This window comes from Mesorhizobium sp. B1-1-8 (assembly GCF_006442795.2).
Classification (GTDB): domain Bacteria; phylum Pseudomonadota; class Alphaproteobacteria; order Rhizobiales; family Rhizobiaceae; genus Mesorhizobium.
The window spans coordinates 1,402,928-1,419,220 of the sequence record NZ_CP083956.1 but is presented as its reverse complement, the minus strand read 5'-3'; the positions used below and the strand labels follow the sequence as shown (position 1 = coordinate 1,419,220).

Sequence of the window (16,293 nt, the reverse complement as noted above, 5' to 3'; positions counted from 1 at the left end):
TTCCAAGTTCAACAAAGGGCCAAGTTCAACAAACGGTCAAGTTCAACAAAGGCGGATGACATCGGCGGCCGGCCGCCCTATGTCTGCGGACGACAAGAGGAGAGATGCGATGCCGGTGGAAGTTGAGCAGTTCATGTGCCGCACGGACAATTTCGGCGTGCTGGTGCATGACCCCAAAAGCGGGCAGACGATGATCATCGACGCGCCGGAGGAGGCGCCGATCCTGGCCGCGATCGAGCGCACCGGCTGGACGCCGACCATGATCCTGACCACGCATCACCATCTCGACCATGTCGAGGCAAATCTGGCGCTGAAAGAGCGCTTCAAGCTGCGCATCGTCGGGCCGGAAGCCGAGAAGGCCAAGATCCCCGGCATCGACGAGACGGTCAAGCAAGGATCGGTCGTGCGTCTCGGCGCTGAAACGATCGATGTCATCGAAACGCCCGGCCACACCGCCGGCCATGTCTCCTATCACCTGCCGGCGTCGAAAGTGGCCTTCACCGCCGACACGCTGTTTGCGCTGGGCTGCGGCCGGCTGCTCGAATGCAAGCCGCCGGTGATGTATGAATCGCTGAAGAAGCTCGCTGCGCTGCCGGCTGACACTATGGTCTATTGCGGCCATGAATACACGCTTGCCAACGCCCGCTTCGCGCTGACCGTCGACCCCGGCAATCCGGTTCTGAAGGAGCGCGCCGCCAGGATCGAGGCGCTGCGCGCCGACAACAAGCCGACGCTGCCGACGACGATCGGCGAGGAATTGTCGACCAACCCGTTCCTGCGCTGGCACGACCCGGCAATCCGCAAGCATCTCGGCATGGAGAGCGCTTCCGACGCCGAAGTCTTTGCCGAAATCCGCAAGCGCAAGGACCTTTTTTAAGCGCCTCTGAATGACAAGCGCCGCCGAAATCATCGCAACGCTCGATCTCAAGCCGCATCCCGAGGGCGGCTGGTATGCCGAGACTTTTCGCGACGGCGAGGCAGGCGCGCGCGGCCACTCGACCGCGATCTATTTCCTGCTCGAGCGCGGCCAGCTTTCGGCCTGGCATCGGGTCAAGGACGCTGCAGAGGTCTGGCATTTCTATGCCGGCGCGCCGCTGGCGCTCGCCATGCACGAGCCAGGCAGCAACGTCATCGAACAGGTGTTGGGCACGGCTCTCAGCGCGGGCGAACGGCCGCAGATCGTCGTGCCGGCCGGCTGGTGGCAATCGGCGCGCAGCCTGGGCGAATGGACGCTGGTCGGCTGCACGGTGGCCCCGGGCTTCGATTTCGCCGCCTTTGAGCTGGCCGAGCCCGGCTGGCGGCCGGGAACTGCTTAGAGCAATTCCAGGAAAAGTGTGACACGGTTTTCCGTCCGGAATTGCGTGAAAACGAACAGATAGAGTGTTTCGCCGTTTCCGTGAAACGGTGAAACGCTCTAGCTCAACAGGAACCCCAGGGTGATTGCCAGCTGAGCTGTGTAGTAGAGCACCCAGATCGCATAGCGCATCCAGACGCGGTGCTGCGAGATCGCGGCGAGCAGGAACCGTTCCGCCGCCAGCAGCCCGTCCGAAGCCATGAACAGCACCGCGCCGGCGATAGCCCAGGGATAGCTCGTGGTGAGCGCGGAAATGCCCATGGCAAGGATTGCCGCGACATAGACGGCGATCGGGATGCGCAAGGCAGGGCCGACGCGGCGCCACAAAGCAGCCAGCATGATTATGCCGAACATCAGCATCGCCAACGCGATCGCGCCGCGCCACGATTCGGCGGTGAGCCGTCCGATGCCGCTGCTGGCATTCACGAACAGCGCGATGTAAACAATATGCGCGGCAAGGAAGCTCGCCAGCCCGCCGAGGAAGGCTTTTTCGCCGTCGCGCGAGAGAAAGGCATCGCCGACGGCACTGAGCGCCAAAGCAGCGACCAGCAGCACCGGGCCGCCTTGCATGAAGGCAAGCGCCGCCAGCAAGGCGACCGCGAGCGTCTTTGCCGCCGAGCGGGCGAGCCGGGGCGACAGTTCGAGCGCAAGCGTGTAGATGGCCGCGGCGGCCACCGAAAACAGCAGCGTCGCATTGGCGTTGGCCTCGATGCCGCCCGCAAACGGCATCATGCGCCGGCCCCGCCGGCAGCCGGCTTGCGCAGCAGCAGCGACTTCGCCGCGAGCGCGGCGCCGCCGGTGATGAGCACGCAGGCGGCGAGGATGCGCAGCGACGGCTCGGCGACGCCCGCCGCGATCAGCACCAGCGTCGAGAGCAGCGGCGCGGCATAGCTAGCCGCCCCCAGCACCTGGATGTTGCCGCGCTTGACGCCGATGTCCCAGGCATAGAAGGCAGCGCCCACCGGCATCAGCCCGAGCCCGAGCACGGCAAGCCATTGGCCGGGCCCATCAGGCAGAACCGTCTTTTCCAGCAGCAGATGGCACACGAGTGAAAGCGCCGATGTGGCTGCGCAGAACCAGGTGACGATGCTGGTCGGCACCGAAGGGAAGCGCCGCGACAAAAGCGAATAGGACGACCACAAAAGCGCGCAGACGCCGGCCATCGCATAGCCGAAGGCATAGCGCGCATTGAAGGCGAGCCCGCCGCCCTTGGTGACGATCAGGAAAGTGCCGGCAAGACCGAGCAGCGCGCCGACGACATGGTTCCAGGCCAGCTTCTCGCCCGGCATCAGCGCCGAGCCGAGCACGATCAGCAGCGGCCACAGGTAGGCGATCAGGCTCGCCTCGACGGCCGGCGCGTTGCGCAAGGCGGTGAAGTAGAAGAAGTGGTAACCAAACAGGCCGGCAATGCCGATCACCCAGACCTGGCGAGGAATTTTCTGACCCTTGGCGGCAGCCGGCATGACCAGCCGCGCTGCAAGCCCGACGCAAGTGCCGATGGCAAAGGTGATAGCCGACAGCAGGAAAGGCGGCACCTGCCCCGAGGCATCGGTGAGCAGCGCCAGCAGCGCCCACATGGCGACAGCCGAGAACCCGATCAGTGTTGCGCGCCCCATAATCGTCCCCGGCGGCGCGCCGCGGCGCCTAATCTGCTGCTTCGAACCGTCCCGCGCTGATCGTCAGCGGACCGATCTGGGTCCCGACTGTGGCGCGGATCGGCGCATATATGCCGGATTGGCCGAGCGGTGCAAACGTCACCATCATGCGGCTCTTGTCCTTGAGGAAATTCAGCGCCTTGCGGCCCTTGCGATAGCCCGCCACCGGCTCGAAGCCCATCTTGCAGGTCACCGTATCGCCTTTGTAGCCCTTCACCGAGATCGAGCCTTTCGAGGCATAGGTCAGCGTCAGATCGGCGCGCATTTCGCCGTCATAGAACTTGACCGTTCGGCCGCAGACCTTGTCGAGGCTGTCGGCGTGGATGACGGTCGCCGCCATCGGATCGAGCACCGATTTCAGGTCGCCGTCGCCGATCGGCACCCAGTTCCTGGGATCGCGCTTGCCCGGCGTCGGAATGACCTGGGTCGAGGTGACCGCGCCGTTGGCGAAACGGATGTCGACCACCGAGGCCTTCTTGCCGGACGTATAGTCGGCCCGGAAGACCTGCGGCCGCATCTGCGCGCCGACGATCGTGCCTTTCGACGAGATCGTGCCCTTGGTGTCGTCGAAGATCCTTGCGAGCCCAGCGGCGGAGACGGTGCCGTTGATCGTATAGCTGTCGCCTTCGTAACGGCTCGAAAACGACGCCCGGGCCACCGAAAGGCCGAGGAACGACACCGTATATTCGCCCTTGAACGATTGCGGCGAGGCGGCGGCGAAGCCTGTCGTCGGCACAGCAACGGCAAGCAGGACAGCGAATGCATGTGAGGGGCGAAGCATGGCGGGCAGCAAATCCTTGGTCCGTTCGGCCGGAAACGCTATGCTCCAGCCTGGCATATCCCTTCGCGAAGGGCTTATAGGATGAATTCCGGCCTTTATATGGAACGCGTCCCCTGGCCGCGCGCATGCGCCGGAGCTTGACGTGCTGGCGAAATGCAACTATGGAACGCCAACTTTTCCAAAGGCCGCCTGACCGAGACCGCGCGCCGCCCGGCGCGGGCAGAATGGTTTGGCAGGTTTAGAACTGAAGGTTAGACCAAATGTCCCGTACCTGCGAGCTCACTGCCAAGGCAGTCCAGACCGGCAACAATGTGAGCCATGCCAACAACAAGACCAAGCGCCGCTTCCTGCCGAACCTGGTCAATGTGACGCTGATTTCCGAAGTGCTGAACCAGAATGTGCGCCTGCGCATTTCGGCCAACGCGCTGCGTTCGGTCGAGCATCGCGGCGGCCTCGATGCGTTCCTGGCCAAGGCCGATGCCAAGGAGCTGTCGCAGCGCGCGCGCCTCTTGAAGAAGCAGATCGCCAAGAAGCTCGCCGAGCAGCCCGCCGCCTGACCTGACTTTCAGGCGGGGGACGACCGCCTGAGCGCCGGACCGAAGCCGCACAGCGTATTCGGAACGATCCGGTGCTCGAACGAAGCGAGCGCGATCCGGCATGACGCTCGGCTGGTTCCATTACCCAGGATAAAAAAATGAACTTCCTTTCGCGATACCTGCCCTTCGTGGCCGCCATGGCGCTCGTCGTCGTGGCATCGAACATTCTGGTGCAGTTCCCGATGCAGGGGCAGATCGGCGGCCTGTCGCTGGCCGACCTTTTGACCTGGGGCGCCTTCACCTACCCGTTCTCCTTCCTGGTCACCGACCTTGCCAACCGTCGCTACGGCCCGGCCGTGGCCCGCAAGGTGGTGTTCGTCGGCTTCATGACGGCGGTGATCTGCTCGATCCTGGTGCCGCCCTTCCTGTTCCGCCACGGCCTGATCGAATTCCAGACCGCCGCCGACCGGCTGGTGCGCATCGCTGCCGCTTCCGGGGCCGCCTTCCTGATCGCGCAATTGCTCGACGTGACCGTGTTCAACCGGCTGCGCCGGCAGAGCTGGTGGCGCGCGCCGATCGTCGGCACGCTGGCCGGCTCGGTCTTCGACACCATGGTTTTCTTCGGTGTCGCCTTTTCCGCCGCTTTCGCCTTCGCCGGCCCAAACGACGCATTCGCACTGGAGACGGCGCCGCTGATGGGGGTGCTGCCGGTCGAGACGATGCGCTGGGTGTCCTGGGCGCTCGGCGACCTCTCGGTCAAGCTGATTATCGCAGTGGTGGCGCTCATCCCCTACCGGCTGCTCGCCGCGCGCTGGAGCCAGCCGGCGCTGGCAACCTAGGCCGTGATCCCCTGGGTCCAGCTTGACTCGGCAAAGACGCCCGACGGCGCCCGGGAACTGCGCCTGAAGCGGCGCGGCGCCGAATTCTCGATCATGCTGGGCGCCAATGAGCTGATGAACAGCCGCCTCAGCAGCTCGGAGGAGGCACTCGCCAGGCTTTCCTGCGAACGGATCGCCGGCCACAAGCAGCCAAAAATCCTGATCGGCGGGCTTGGCATGGGTTTTACGCTGCGCGCCGCGCTTGCCGCGCTTGGCGGCGACGCGGCGGTCACCGTCGCCGAACTGGTCCCCGCGGTCGTTGCCTGGGCGCGCGGCCCGATGGCCGCGATCTTCGAAGGCTGCCTCGACGATCCCCGCGTCACCATCCGTGAGGCCGATGTCGGGCAAATTATCCGCTCGCAAATTATCGGCTCGGATGTGTGGGACGCCATCCTGCTCGACGTCGACAATGGTCCCGAAGGCATCGTCTACAAAGGCAACGACGCGCTCTACGACGCGGCCGGCCTGACCATGGCCCGCGCGGCATTGAAGCCCGGCGGCGTGCTCGCGGTCTGGTCGCAAGGGCCCGATGCCGGATTCACGCGGCGGCTGAAGCAGGCGGGCTTCGTGGTCGAGGAGATCAGCACGCGCGCCCACGGCAAGCGCGGTGCCCGCCATGTCATCTGGATTGCCACCAACGCAGGGCGATAGGCCGTCACCGCACGATATTCCGCCGGCTTTACTGTTTGTTACGGCCGATGGTCCAGGATCGCGAAAAACATCCAGGGCATCGCGACCAGCATGATCACGCAGGGCACCAGTTGGAAAAACGATCTCCTGCTGGCGTTCTGCGCCACGCTGGTCGTGCTGGCGATCAACGCGACATCCGGCTTTCCGTCGCTGGCGGATTATGGCGCCGACAATGACAGCATGCTGCGGCTGGTCGAGGTCCGCGACCTGCTCGGCGGCCAGGGCTGGTTCGATCTTCATCAATACAGGATGGGCCTGGCGGGCGGCTTCGTCATGCACTGGTCGCGGCTTGTCGACACGCCCATTGCCCTGATCATCCTGGCCTTCGATGCGCTGGGGGCCAGCACGGCCACCGCCGAAAGGGCTGCGCAGATCATCTGGCCGCTCTTCCTCTACGGCCTGACCATATTCGTCATCATGCGTGCCTCGCAGCGTTTCGCCGGCGCCAACGTGGCGATGCCGTCGCTCGTCCTGTCGACCGCGGCGCTTTTTTTCCTCGGCATTTTCAGCCCCGGCACGCTCGACCATCACAATGTCCAGCTTCTTCTGACCACGACCAGCCTTTGGCTTTTGATGGAAGCGCCCTTCTGGCGCCCTGCGGCGCTTCTGTCGGGCCTCTGCGCGGGGATCACGCTCGCCGTCGGCATGGAGACCGCTCCTTATGTGGCGGCACTTGGCATTTGCGTTGCCGTCGTCTGCATCCTCGATGAAAACGAGCGCCTGACCGCGCGTGCCTTCGGCCTCGGCTTTGCCGTGGTGGCGCTGGTGGTCCTCGTCGCAACCATACGCCCCTCGGCCTGGAATACGGTCCAATGCGACGCCTTCTCGGCGGTTCAGTTCGTTATCGCGGCGCTCTCCGGTTTCGGCCTCGCGGCGATCGCCGGCCTGTCCGGGCGATCCACGGTGAAGACGCGGGCTGCCTGGATGCTGGCGTTGGCGGTCGCGGTCGCGGCTGTTGCGATCGTGTTCTTTCCGCAATGTCTGGCATCGCCTTATGCGGGTATCGACCAGCGTCTTCGCGCATATTGGCTGAACGACGTGGTCGAGGCGCAGCCCTTCCTCAGCGTAGCCGTCAATCAGCCGAAGCTGATGGCGTCGCGCTATGTGACGCCCTTTGTCGCGCTGCTTCTGATTGGCTTTCAACTCCGGAGCCGCCGGCTGCATCGCGAGGAAATACTCGCCGCAATCCTTCTCATCGTCGCCTTCGGCGTCAGCCTCTGGCAGGTGCGCGGCTCCACCTTTTCGGTCGCCTTCGCGGTGCTGCCGCTCTCGGCCTGGATTGCCAGAACACGTCTCAAGGCGAGTGCCGCACAGTCATGGCGCCTCTCCGCCCGCATCGCCGCGGCGTGGCTGGTCTCGCTCAACGCGACCTGGGCCGGTGTCGCGGTCGCCGCGCAGTCCGCGGTCCAGAAGGCGCCCGGACAGGTCAACTCAGATGCCGATCATGCGCTGAGTTGCGGCAAGGCCGCTGACTTCGTCGACCTTGCCGCAACGCCGGCGACCACGGTGCTTGCGTCTTCCAATCTCGGCTCGGCCATCTTGTTGTTTACCGGCCACCGGGCGTTGGCCGGTCCCTATCATCGCAATGTCGGCGGCAATCTCGCCATGCTCGACGCCTTCACGGGAGCCGAGGATGTTGCCCGCGCCATTATCGCGCGCGAACATGTCGGACTGGTCGCTATCTGCCGCGGCGACACGGAAGAGATGTCGCTGGCCAAGGAGGGTCCGACGGGCCTTGCAGCGCAGCTGCTGCGTGGAGACGTGCCCGACTGGCTGGAACCGGTCGCCTCGACCGCCGGCGAGCCGGTCGAGCTTTACAGAGTCCGCTGAATTTGTCGCGGCGCTGCCGCTTTCAGGGATCGTAGGGCCGACAGCACTATCATCCGGCGCGCCGCATGCCGCCGCGCCGCGTATCGCGCGCGCTTTCCTCGCCAAACAGCGAAGCGAGCTGCTCGGTCATGGCGCCGGCCAGCTCCTCGGCGTCGACAATGGTGACGGCGCGGCGATAGTAGCGGGTGACGTCATGGCCGATGCCGATGGCCAAAAGCTCCACCGGCGAGCGCGTCTCGATCAGCTCGATCACCGCGCGCAGATGCCGTTCCAGATAGTTGCCGGGATTGACCGACAGCGTCGAATCGTCGACCGGCGCGCCGTCGGAGATCATCATCAGGATCTTGCGCTGCTCCGGCCGCCCGATCAGCCGGTTGTGCGCCCAAAGCAGCGCCTCGCCGTCGATGTTTTCCTTGAGCAGGCCCTCGCGCATCATCAGGCCGAGATTGCGCCGCGCCCGCCGCCACGGATGGTCGGCGGACTTGTAGATGATATGGCGCAAATCGTTGAGGCGGCCGGGATTCGGCGGCTTGCCGTCCTTCAGCCATTTCTCGCGCGCCTGCCCGCCCTTCCAGGCGCGGGTGGTGAAGCCGAGGATCTCCACCGAAACGCCGCAGCGCTCCAGCGTGCGCGCCAGGATATCGGCGCAGGTAGCGGCGACCGTGATCGGCCGGCCGCGCATCGAGCCCGAATTGTCGAGCACCAGCGACACCACCGTGTCGCGAAACTTGGTGTCGCGCTCCTGCTTGAAGGACAGCGGCTGCATCGGGTCGATGACGACGCGTACCAGGCGCGCCGGATCGAGATAGCCTTCTTCCAGGTCGAAATCCCAGGAGCGGTTCTGCTGCGCCATCAGGCGGCGCTGCAGCCGGTTCGCCAGTCGCCCGACGACGCCGGAGAGGTTGGCAAGCTGCTTGTCGAGGAAGGCGCGCAGCCGGTCGAGTTCCTCTTCCTCGCACAAATCATCGGCACCGACCGTCTCGTCGAAGGCGGTGGTGAAGACCTTGTAATCGATTTCCTTGGGCAGGTTGAGGAACGGATTGTCATTGCGGCGCGCCTCGCCCGGCGTCTCGGCGTCGGAATCGTCCTCGTCGGAGAGGTCGTCGGACGTAGCGTCGGTTGCTTCCGTCTCGGCCGTATCTTCCTCGTCGGCGGACGCTTCGGCATCCTCGGACTGCGACTGCTCGGAGCCGGAATCGTCCTCGCCGCCCTCTTCGCTCTGCTCCTCGCCCTGCTGCTCGTTCTCGTCGTTGTCCTCTGTGTCCTCGGTTTCCTGGTCGTCGCCGAGCTCCTCGGCCATTTCCATGGAGACCAGCATGTCGCGCACGACGCGGGCGAAAGCCTGCTGGTCGTCGAGCTTGGCCGACAGCCCGTCGAGATCGGCGCCTGCCTTGTCCTCGACCCAGGGGCGCCACAGATCGACCAGCCGCTCGCCGCTCTTCGGGATTGCGCGACCGGTGAGCTTTTCGCGCACCATCAGCGCGAGCGCCTCCTCGAGCGGCGCGTCGGCCTTGTCCTTGACGTCGACGAGGTTCGCCCTGGCGTATTTGTCCTCGAGCATCGAGCCGATATTGTCGGCGACGCCCTGCATGGCGCGGCTGCCGATCGCCTCGACGCGCGCCTGCTCGACCGAGTCGAAAACAGCCCGCGCGAGCTTGCCTTCCGGCGCCAGTCTGGTGTGGATGCGCGCATCGTGACAGGCGCGCTTCAGCGCCATGGAATCGCCGATACCGCGGGTGATGGCGATATCGGCCGCAGAGGCCTTCTTCGGCAGTTCAGGCAAACGGGCACGGTTTCCGGCAAGCGCCGGCCGGTCCTTGGCGAAGCCGACTTCGAGATCCTTGTCGCCGGCGATGGCGCGCATGCAGACGCTGACGGCGCGCTTGAAGCTGTCGGCTTCAGACCCCGTCTTCGGCTTGTTGCGCGTGTTGTCGCCTGGACCCGCCATCGAGCCTCTGCTTAGCCCAGCACGACATTCGCCGCCGATTCCGGCAGTTCCTGACCGAAGGCGCGCTGGTAGAATTCAGCCACCAGCGAACGCTCCAGTTCGTCGCACTTGTTGAGGAAGGTCAGCCGGAACGCCATGCCGATGTCGCCGAAGATCTCCGCATTCTCGGCCCAGGTGATCACCGTGCGCGGGCTCATCACCGTCGACAGGTCGCCGTTGATGAAGGCCGAGCGCGTCATATCGGCGACGCGCACCATCTTGTTGACGATGTCCTTGCCCTTGCTGTCGCGGTAGTGCTTGGCCTTGGCCAGCACGATGTTCACTTCGTTGTCATGCGGCAGGTAGTTCAACGTGGTGACGATCGACCAGCGGTCCATCTGCGCCTGGTTGATCTGCTGCGTGCCGTGATAGAGACCGGTGGTGTCGCCCAGCCCGACCGTGTTGGCTGTCGCAAACAGCCGGAACGCCGGATGCGGACGGATGACCCGGCTCTGGTCGAGCAGCGTTAGGCGGCCCGATGATTCCAAGACGCGCTGGATAACGAACATCACGTCCGGGCGGCCGGCATCGTACTCGTCGAAGCACAGCGCGACATTGTGCTGGTAGGCCCAGGGCAGGATGCCGTCGCGGAATTCGGTAATCTGCAGCCCTTCCTTGACCACGATCGCGTCCTTGCCGACGAGGTCGATACGGCTGACATGGCTGTCGAGGTTGACGCGCACGCAGGGCCAGTTGAGGCGCGCGGCGACCTGCTCGATATGCGTCGATTTGCCGGTTCCATGATAGCCCGAGACCATGACGCGGCGGTTGTAGGCGAAGCCGGCGAGGATCGCCAATGTCGTGCCCTTGTCGAACAGATAGTCGGGGTCGACATCCGGCACATGTTCCGTCGCCGCCGAATAGGCCGGCACGATCATCTTGGAATCGAAGCCGAATTTCTCCTTCACCGACACCGTCGTGTCGGGCAGGTTGGCGATATCGCGATCGACCTTGTTCATCTCTGTCAACGTCTCCACGGGCGAAACGCCGCGTTTCGCCGGCAATCGATTTTGTTCGGGGGCGGTCTTAGAGCCTTTTCCAACCTGATGAAAGTTGGAAAACGACACGTGCTAACGGTCGCTCAGCACAATCCGGCCTGCTTGAGCACACGATAGGCCTGCAGCACATCGCGGAACCGGTCTTCCGAACCTCTGTCGCCGCCATTCGCATCCGGATGGTGGCGCTTCACCAGTTCCTTATAGCGCGCCTTGATATCCTTGCCAGTCGCCTTTGTATCAAGGCCAAGCGTTTCCAGCGCCTTGGCCTCAAGCGGCTTGGCCTTGCGCTCGCGCGGCTCCCTGGGCCCGTTGGTGAACAGGTTGAAGGGGTCGCGCATGCGGTTGTAGTAGCCGGCGCGCCCCGAACGCTGCTGCGCGAAGTCGGGCGCCGAGCGCGTCGTGCCGCCATTGATGCCCATCTTCCAGGTCGGCCGATGGCCGGTCAGCGCCTCCTTCTGGAAGCGGGCGATCTCGCTGTCCGACACGCCGGAGAAATAATTGAAACTCTTGTTGTATTCGCGCACATGCTCAAAGCAGAAGCGAAAATACTCGCCCTCCTTCAGGCGCCCCACCGGCGCGCGATGCGTGCCGGCCTCCTTGCAACCGTCCCACTGGCAGATCGGCGCACGCGACTTCAGCTCCGCGTCCTTTTCCGGCCGGATGCGAATTTTTTCGAAATATTTGGGATACGGTTTCATCTCACCCATTTATGGGCTGTTCGCTGATGCGAAACAAGAATTGACATTTGGCCGATGATCGCCCTAACCGCTGAATCGCGGCTTAAAGCGGGCAAAAAGCTGATTTTGCGGCTATGCCGTCAACAATTTGCGGCTATGCCGTCATGTGGTGAAGGGAAGCTCCGATGTCCATACAGTCGACGATGGAAGACAAGCTGAAAGCGGCATTTTCGCCGGAGCGGCTGGTCGTCATCAACGAAAGCCATCTTCACGCCGGCCATCACCACCACGGCTCCGACCACCACGGCGCCTTCGACGGCGCCGGCGAGACGCATTTTCGCGTCCGCATCGTCTCGCCCAGTTTTGCCGGCATGGGCCGCATCGAGCGTCACCGCGCCGTCAACGAATTGCTTGCCGACGAGTTGAAGGCCGGCGTGCATGCGCTGGCGATCGAGCCGGCGGCTCCCGGCGAAAAGACGCGCTGGTAGAGATCAGGCGACCGTCGACTTCAGGAACGCCATCACAGCAGCGGTCAAAGCGTCGCCTTCCTCGCCGAAATCGCGATTGATCGACATGTGCGTATAGGCGCTGCCGTCGAACAGGGTCACCCTGGTGCCCGCCGCGCGTAGCCGGTCCGCGAACGCATGCGCGGCAACCGAGCGGATCGGCGCGCCGGAATAGGCGACGAAGACCGGCGGATGCTTGCCGCTTTCGATGTAGGTTGCAGGCGAAAGCGCGCGCCACCGGGCCCGGTCCGGAAAAGCCTTGGCATAGATCGGCCGCAGCCTGCCGCCCTGCGCTTGCGCCAGGGCGGCGATGTCATAGGCCTCGGTATCGTCGAGCACCAGCGCGGCGACGGCGGGCAAGCCGCCGCGAAGCCCGGTCAGCGCCGCCAGATGGCAGCCCGCGGAATGACCCATGACCGCGATGCGGTCTGGATCGCCGCCATATTTGGCAATGTTGGACCGCACATAGGCATAAGCCTTCTCGACATCGCTTGCCTGGGTGGCGACATCGGCCTGCGGCACCATGCGGTAGTCGATCGAGACGAACAGGAAGCCGTTGTCGAGCAGGAAACCCGGCTTGGCGTTGACGTTGCCGCGGTTGCCGAGCCGCCAGGCGCCGCCATGGATGAAGAAGACGATCGGTCGGCCTCTGGCACTGTCGGGCGCGTAGATATCGAGCTTGGCGGGTCCATAATCGACGGTCTGCGGTTCCGGCGGGCGCAACTGCCAGGCAGCGAAAGTCTCCGCCGGCAGCATTGCCGCCAGGGACGCCAGGATGAGGCTTCGCCGATCGATCATCGTCATCTCCGGACCGCCATGCGACAAAGTGCACATGAGTGGCGCGGGCGTCCAGTCAAGGACCGGCAGTAGCCTTGGTCGGAACCCGGCCGATGCGGCAAATCTATTCCAAAGTAGCCCTTGAAGGTCACGTGGCGATCACCACGTTAAACTCGGTGGACAAGCGTCCGCTGCTATGGACAAGCGTCCGGTTGAGCCGGATGCTCTCCGGAAGTTCAATGCCAGATTGCGCATTCTCCTTTGTGTGAAGGAACCGCAACGCACTTCCGGCAGTTGAATACGTGATGAGCCGACTGGCAGCCACAGCGGCTCCGAGGGCAAGGCATCATGCGCGAGAATCAATCCGACGTCTTCGACCTGTTTTCGAAGATTTACACCAGTGCGGCCCAGGAGGAGATGAGCCTCCAGCAATACCTCCTGGCCTGCCGCGAGGACAAGTCGATGTATGCCTCCGCGGCCGAGCGGATGGTGACGGCGATCGGTGAACCGACGTTTTTCGACACCAGCAAGGACGAGCGACTCGGCCGGATATTCGCCAACAGGACAATCAAGATCTACCCCTCCTTCGCCGACTTCTACGGCATGGAAGACACGATCGAGCGGATCGCCGGCTACTTCCGCTACGCTTCACAGGGGCTCGAGGAGCGCAGGCAGATCCTCTATCTTCTGGGACCCGTGGGCGGCGGCAAGTCCTCCCTGGCCGAGCGGCTCAAGAAGCTCATGGAAGAGCGCCCGATCTACACATTGAAGATCGGCGACAAGATCAGCCCGGTTTTCGAATCCCCGCTCGGGCTTTTCAATCCAGACCGCATGGGTGACCTTTTGGAGGACAAATACGGTATCGCCCGGCGCCGGCTGAGCGGCCTGATCTCGCCGTGGGCGGCCAAGCGCCTCGACGAATTGTCCGGCGACATCTCCAAGTTCAGCGTGGTCAAATTGATGCCCTCGCGGCTGCGTCAGATCAGCATCGCCAAGACCGAGCCAGGCGACGAGAACAACCAGGACGTCTCGGCCCTGGTCGGCAAGGTCGATATCCGACAGCTGGAGAATTTCAGCCAATCCGATCCCGACGCCTATTCCTACAGCGGCGGACTGAACCGCACGACGCAGGGCCTGCTCGAATTCGTCGAGATGTTCAAGGCGCCGATCAAGGTTCTGCACCCCTTGCTGACGGCGACCCAGGAAGGCAGCTACAACGGCACCGAGAATTTCGGATCGTTCCCCTACCAGGGCATCATCGTGGCCCACTCCAACGAGTCGGAATGGCTGCAGTTCAAGAGCAACAAGAACAACGAGGCGTTCCTTGACCGCATACTGGTCGTCAAGGTGCCCTATTGCCTGCGCATCACCGAAGAGCGGCAGATTTACGAGAAGCTGCTGCGCGAAAGCGAACTGGCGTCTTCGCCATGCGCGCCGGAAGTCCTCGACCTGCTCAGCCGCTTCACCGTCTCGACCCGTCTGGCCGAGCATGACAATTCGCCGCTCTATACCAAGATGCGGGTTTACGACGGCGAGAACCTGAAGGAGGTGGACCCCAAGGCGAAGTCCATCCAGGAATACCGCGATGCGGCCGGAGTGGACGAAGGCATGACCGGCGTCAGCACGCGCTTTGCTTTCAAGATCCTGTCGCAGACCTTCAACTACGACACCAAGGAGGTGGCCGCCGATCCGGTGCATCTGATGTATATCCTGGAGCAGGCGATCAAGCGCGAGCAGTTCCCGAAGGAAACCGAAGCGGCCTATCTCGACTTCCTGAAATCCGAGCTCGCCACCCGCTACGCCGAATTCATCGGCCATGAGATCCAGAAGGCGTATCTGGAGTCCTACAGCGAATACGGCCAGAACCTGTTCGACCGCTACATCGCCTATGCCGACGCCTGGATCGAGGACCAGGACTACAAGGATCCCGACACCGGCCAGATCCTGAACCGCGAGGTTCTCGACAACGAACTGTCCCAGGTCGAAAAGCCGGCCGGCATCGCCAATCCCAAGGACTTCCGCAACGAGGTGGTGAAGTTCACACTGCGTGCGCGGGCCAGGAATCACGGCCGCAATCCATCCTGGACCAGCTATGAAAAGCTGCGCGAGGTGATCGAAAAACGCATGTTCGGCCAGGTCGAGGACCTGCTGCCGGTGATCAGCTTCGGCTCCAAGCAGGACAGCGTCACGGCCAAGCGGCACACCGAGTTCGTGCAGCGGATGGTCGAGCGCGGCTATACCGAACGCCAGGTCCGCCGGCTGGTGGACTGGTACATGCGCGTCGACAAGGCGGGTTGAGCCAAGGCCGCCCATGCCCATCTTCATCGATCGCCGCCTGAACCCGAAGGACAAGAGCCTCGGCAATCGCCAGCGCTTCCTGCGGCGGGCGCGCGCGGAGCTGAAGCGAAGCATCCGCGACCAGATCCGAACCGGCAGGATTTCCGATGCGGATGGCGAGCATACCGTTTCGATGCCCGCCAGCGGCACCAGCGAGCCGAGCTTCACCGATGCCAAGGATAGCGGCGCGCGGCATCATGTGCTGCCCGGGAACAAGCATTTCTCCGCCGGCGATCGGCTGCCGAAGCCAAGGCAAGGCGGCGGCATGGGATCGGGGCCCGGGCTGACGCCGTCGGAAGATGATTTTCGTTTCGTCCTCTCCCGCGAAGAGGTGCTCGACCTGTTCTTCGAGGATCTGGAACTGCCCGACCTGGTCAAGCTCAGCCTCAAGGAAATTCTGACCTTCAGGCCGCGGCGCGCCGGCTTCGCGGCGGCCGGCTCGCCGACCAACATCAATATCGGGCGCACGATGCGAAACAGTCATGGCCGCCGCATCGCGCTCAAGCGGCCCAAGCGCGAAGAGCTCGACGCCATCCTCGCGGAGCTCGCGCCCCTTGAGTCGGGCACTGCGGACGCCGCGACGCGCCAGCGCATCTTGGCATTGCAAGCAGAACTCGATCGGCTCGAGCGCCGCCGCAAGGTGATCGCCTATGTCGATCCTGTCGACATCCGCTTCAACCGCTTCGAAGCGCAGCCCCTGCCGAATGCCAATGCAGTCATGTTCTGCCTGATGGACGTGTCCGGCTCCATGGGCGAGCGCGAGAAGGACCTGGCCAAGCGCTTTTTCGTGCTGCTGCACCTCTTCCTGAAGCGGCGCTACGACCGGACCGAAATCGTCTTCATCCGCCATACCCACGAAGCCCAGGAGGTGGACGAGGACACATTCTTCCACAGCACGCAGAGCGGCGGCACGGTGGTCTCCAAGGCCCTGGAGGAGATGCAGCGCATTATCGATGAGCGTTACCCCAGCCGCGAGTGGAACATCTATGCCGCCCAGGCTTCGGACGGCGACAATTTCGCTGCCGATTCCGCGCATTGCATCGCCCTGCTCGACGGCGAGATCATGCGTCTGTGCCAGTATTTCGCCTATGTCGAGATCATCGACGAGCGCGAAAGCCACATCTTCGGTTCCACCGAGAACGGGACGTCGCTCTGGCGTGCCTACAAGGTCGTCAAGGAGCGGTGGCCGAACTTCGCGATAAGCCGCATTGCCACGGCCGCCGATATCTACCCCGTCTTCCGCAAGCTTTTCACCAGGTCGCTGGAACTCCAGAAGAGCCGTTGAGG

General features: G+C 63.8%; 16 protein-coding genes. 9 read left to right on the top strand and 7 right to left on the bottom strand.

Features of this window, described 5'->3' with window-relative positions; genetic code table 11:
* The first annotated feature begins 109 nt into the window (after window positions 1-109).
* Entirely contained in the window at window positions 110-877 is a 768-nt protein-coding gene (gene gloB / locus FJ974_RS07010) for a hydroxyacylglutathione hydrolase (protein WP_140533831.1), read from the top strand.
* Window positions 878-887: 10 nt separating this feature from the next.
* Window positions 888-1,316: a cupin domain-containing protein gene (locus tag FJ974_RS07005; protein ID WP_140533832.1), complete on the top strand. Its 429-nt coding sequence runs from the start codon at window positions 888-890 to the stop codon at window positions 1,314-1,316.
* Window positions 1,317-1,414: 98 nt separating this feature from the next.
* Here the strand turns inward: FJ974_RS07005 and FJ974_RS07000 are convergent, their stop codons facing one another.
* The 3 genes from FJ974_RS07000 to FJ974_RS06990 are packed head-to-tail and all read right to left on the bottom strand — an operon-like array spanning window position 1,415 to window position 3,790.
* Window positions 1,415-2,086, bottom strand: a complete 672-nt coding sequence (locus tag FJ974_RS07000; protein ID WP_140533833.1) for a lysoplasmalogenase family protein — start codon at window positions 2,084-2,086, stop codon at window positions 1,415-1,417.
* Entirely contained in the window at window positions 2,083-2,970 is an 888-nt protein-coding gene (locus tag FJ974_RS06995) for a DMT family transporter (protein WP_140533834.1), read from the bottom strand. Before FJ974_RS06995 ends, FJ974_RS07000 begins: the two co-directional genes overlap by 4 nt.
* 28 nt (window positions 2,971-2,998) lie before the next feature.
* Window positions 2,999-3,790: a DUF3108 domain-containing protein gene (locus tag FJ974_RS06990; RefSeq protein ID WP_140533858.1), complete on the bottom strand. Its 792-nt coding sequence runs from the start codon at window positions 3,788-3,790 to the stop codon at window positions 2,999-3,001.
* Window positions 3,791-4,050: 260 nt separating this feature from the next.
* Between FJ974_RS06990 and rpmB the strand changes: the two genes are divergently transcribed.
* The 4 genes from rpmB (at window position 4,051) to FJ974_RS06970 (ending at window position 7,724) form a co-directional block, all read left to right on the top strand.
* The gene (gene rpmB, locus FJ974_RS06985) at window positions 4,051-4,347 is read left to right on the top strand and encodes a 50S ribosomal protein L28 (protein ID WP_095804527.1); all 297 of its coding nucleotides are present in this window, start codon (window positions 4,051-4,053) and stop codon (window positions 4,345-4,347) included.
* 137 nt (window positions 4,348-4,484) lie between these two features.
* On the top strand, window positions 4,485-5,165 hold the full coding sequence (locus FJ974_RS06980; protein ID WP_140533835.1) for a queuosine precursor transporter: 681 nt from the start codon (window positions 4,485-4,487) through the stop codon (window positions 5,163-5,165).
* A gap of 3 nt (window positions 5,166-5,168) precedes the next feature.
* Window positions 5,169-5,855 (top strand): hypothetical protein, encoded by a 687-nt coding sequence (locus FJ974_RS06975; RefSeq protein ID WP_140533836.1) that lies wholly within the window; start codon window positions 5,169-5,171, stop codon window positions 5,853-5,855.
* Window positions 5,856-5,945: 90 nt separating this feature from the next.
* Window positions 5,946-7,724 (top strand): GtrA family protein, encoded by a 1,779-nt coding sequence (locus FJ974_RS06970; RefSeq protein ID WP_140533837.1) that lies wholly within the window; start codon window positions 5,946-5,948, stop codon window positions 7,722-7,724.
* 49 nt (window positions 7,725-7,773) lie between these two features.
* Here the strand turns inward: FJ974_RS06970 and cobT are convergent, their stop codons facing one another.
* The 3 genes from cobT to FJ974_RS06955 form a co-directional block, all read right to left on the bottom strand.
* Window positions 7,774-9,672: a cobaltochelatase subunit CobT gene (cobT, locus tag FJ974_RS06965; protein WP_140533838.1), complete on the bottom strand. Its 1,899-nt coding sequence runs from the start codon at window positions 9,670-9,672 to the stop codon at window positions 7,774-7,776.
* An 11-nt stretch (window positions 9,673-9,683) separates the two neighbouring features.
* Entirely contained in the window at window positions 9,684-10,670 is a 987-nt protein-coding gene (cobS, locus tag FJ974_RS06960) for a cobaltochelatase subunit CobS (protein ID WP_140533839.1), read from the bottom strand.
* Between the two features lie 122 nt (window positions 10,671-10,792).
* A complete protein-coding gene (locus FJ974_RS06955) occupies window positions 10,793-11,416 on the bottom strand; it encodes a J domain-containing protein (protein ID WP_140533840.1) in 624 nt (207 codons plus the stop codon).
* A 155-nt stretch (window positions 11,417-11,571) separates the two neighbouring features.
* Between FJ974_RS06955 and FJ974_RS06950 the strand changes: the two genes are divergently transcribed.
* A complete protein-coding gene (locus FJ974_RS06950; protein WP_140533841.1) occupies window positions 11,572-11,874 on the top strand; it encodes a BolA family protein in 303 nt (100 codons plus the stop codon).
* Between the two features lie 3 nt (window positions 11,875-11,877).
* Here the strand turns inward: FJ974_RS06950 and FJ974_RS06945 are convergent, their stop codons facing one another.
* Complete coding sequence (locus tag FJ974_RS06945; RefSeq protein ID WP_140533842.1) at window positions 11,878-12,690, bottom strand: alpha/beta hydrolase; 813 nt, start codon at window positions 12,688-12,690, stop codon at window positions 11,878-11,880.
* A 327-nt stretch (window positions 12,691-13,017) separates the two neighbouring features.
* On the opposite strand from FJ974_RS06945, the gene FJ974_RS06940 reads away from it, so the two are divergent.
* Together FJ974_RS06940 and FJ974_RS06935 are read left to right on the top strand one after the other, a co-directional pair.
* A complete protein-coding gene (locus FJ974_RS06940) occupies window positions 13,018-14,967 on the top strand; it encodes a PrkA family serine protein kinase (RefSeq protein ID WP_140533843.1) in 1,950 nt (649 codons plus the stop codon).
* Window positions 14,968-14,980: 13 nt separating this feature from the next.
* Window positions 14,981-16,291, top strand: coding sequence for a YeaH/YhbH family protein (locus tag FJ974_RS06935; protein ID WP_140533844.1), 1,311 nt, complete (start codon window positions 14,981-14,983; stop codon window positions 16,289-16,291).
* Window positions 16,292-16,293 lie beyond the last annotated feature (2 nt).

Coding starts and splice junctions, on each gene's coding strand:
- FJ974_RS06970 (WP_140533837.1), top strand. CDS start 5,946: ATGATCACGCAGGGCACCAGTTGGAAAAACGATCTCCTGCTGGCGTTC.
- FJ974_RS06955 (WP_140533840.1), bottom strand. CDS start 11,416: ATGGGTGAGATGAAACCGTATCCCAAATATTTCGAAAAAATTCGCATC.
- FJ974_RS06950 (WP_140533841.1), top strand. CDS start 11,572: ATGTCCATACAGTCGACGATGGAAGACAAGCTGAAAGCGGCATTTTCG.
- rpmB (WP_095804527.1), top strand. CDS start 4,051: ATGTCCCGTACCTGCGAGCTCACTGCCAAGGCAGTCCAGACCGGCAAC.
- FJ974_RS07000 (WP_140533833.1), bottom strand. CDS start 2,086: ATGATGCCGTTTGCGGGCGGCATCGAGGCCAACGCCAATGCGACGCTG.
- FJ974_RS06980 (WP_140533835.1), top strand. CDS start 4,485: ATGAACTTCCTTTCGCGATACCTGCCCTTCGTGGCCGCCATGGCGCTC.
- cobT (WP_140533838.1), bottom strand. CDS start 9,672: ATGGCGGGTCCAGGCGACAACACGCGCAACAAGCCGAAGACGGGGTCT.
- FJ974_RS07005 (WP_140533832.1), top strand. CDS start 888: ATGACAAGCGCCGCCGAAATCATCGCAACGCTCGATCTCAAGCCGCAT.
- FJ974_RS06940 (WP_140533843.1), top strand. CDS start 13,018: ATGCGCGAGAATCAATCCGACGTCTTCGACCTGTTTTCGAAGATTTAC.
- FJ974_RS06995 (WP_140533834.1), bottom strand. CDS start 2,970: ATGGGGCGCGCAACACTGATCGGGTTCTCGGCTGTCGCCATGTGGGCG.
- FJ974_RS06990 (WP_140533858.1), bottom strand. CDS start 3,790: ATGCTTCGCCCCTCACATGCATTCGCTGTCCTGCTTGCCGTTGCTGTG.
- FJ974_RS06935 (WP_140533844.1), top strand. CDS start 14,981: ATGCCCATCTTCATCGATCGCCGCCTGAACCCGAAGGACAAGAGCCTC.
- cobS (WP_140533839.1), bottom strand. CDS start 10,670: ATGAACAAGGTCGATCGCGATATCGCCAACCTGCCCGACACGACGGTG.
- gloB (WP_140533831.1), top strand. CDS start 110: ATGCCGGTGGAAGTTGAGCAGTTCATGTGCCGCACGGACAATTTCGGC.
- FJ974_RS06945 (WP_140533842.1), bottom strand. CDS start 12,690: ATGATCGATCGGCGAAGCCTCATCCTGGCGTCCCTGGCGGCAATGCTG.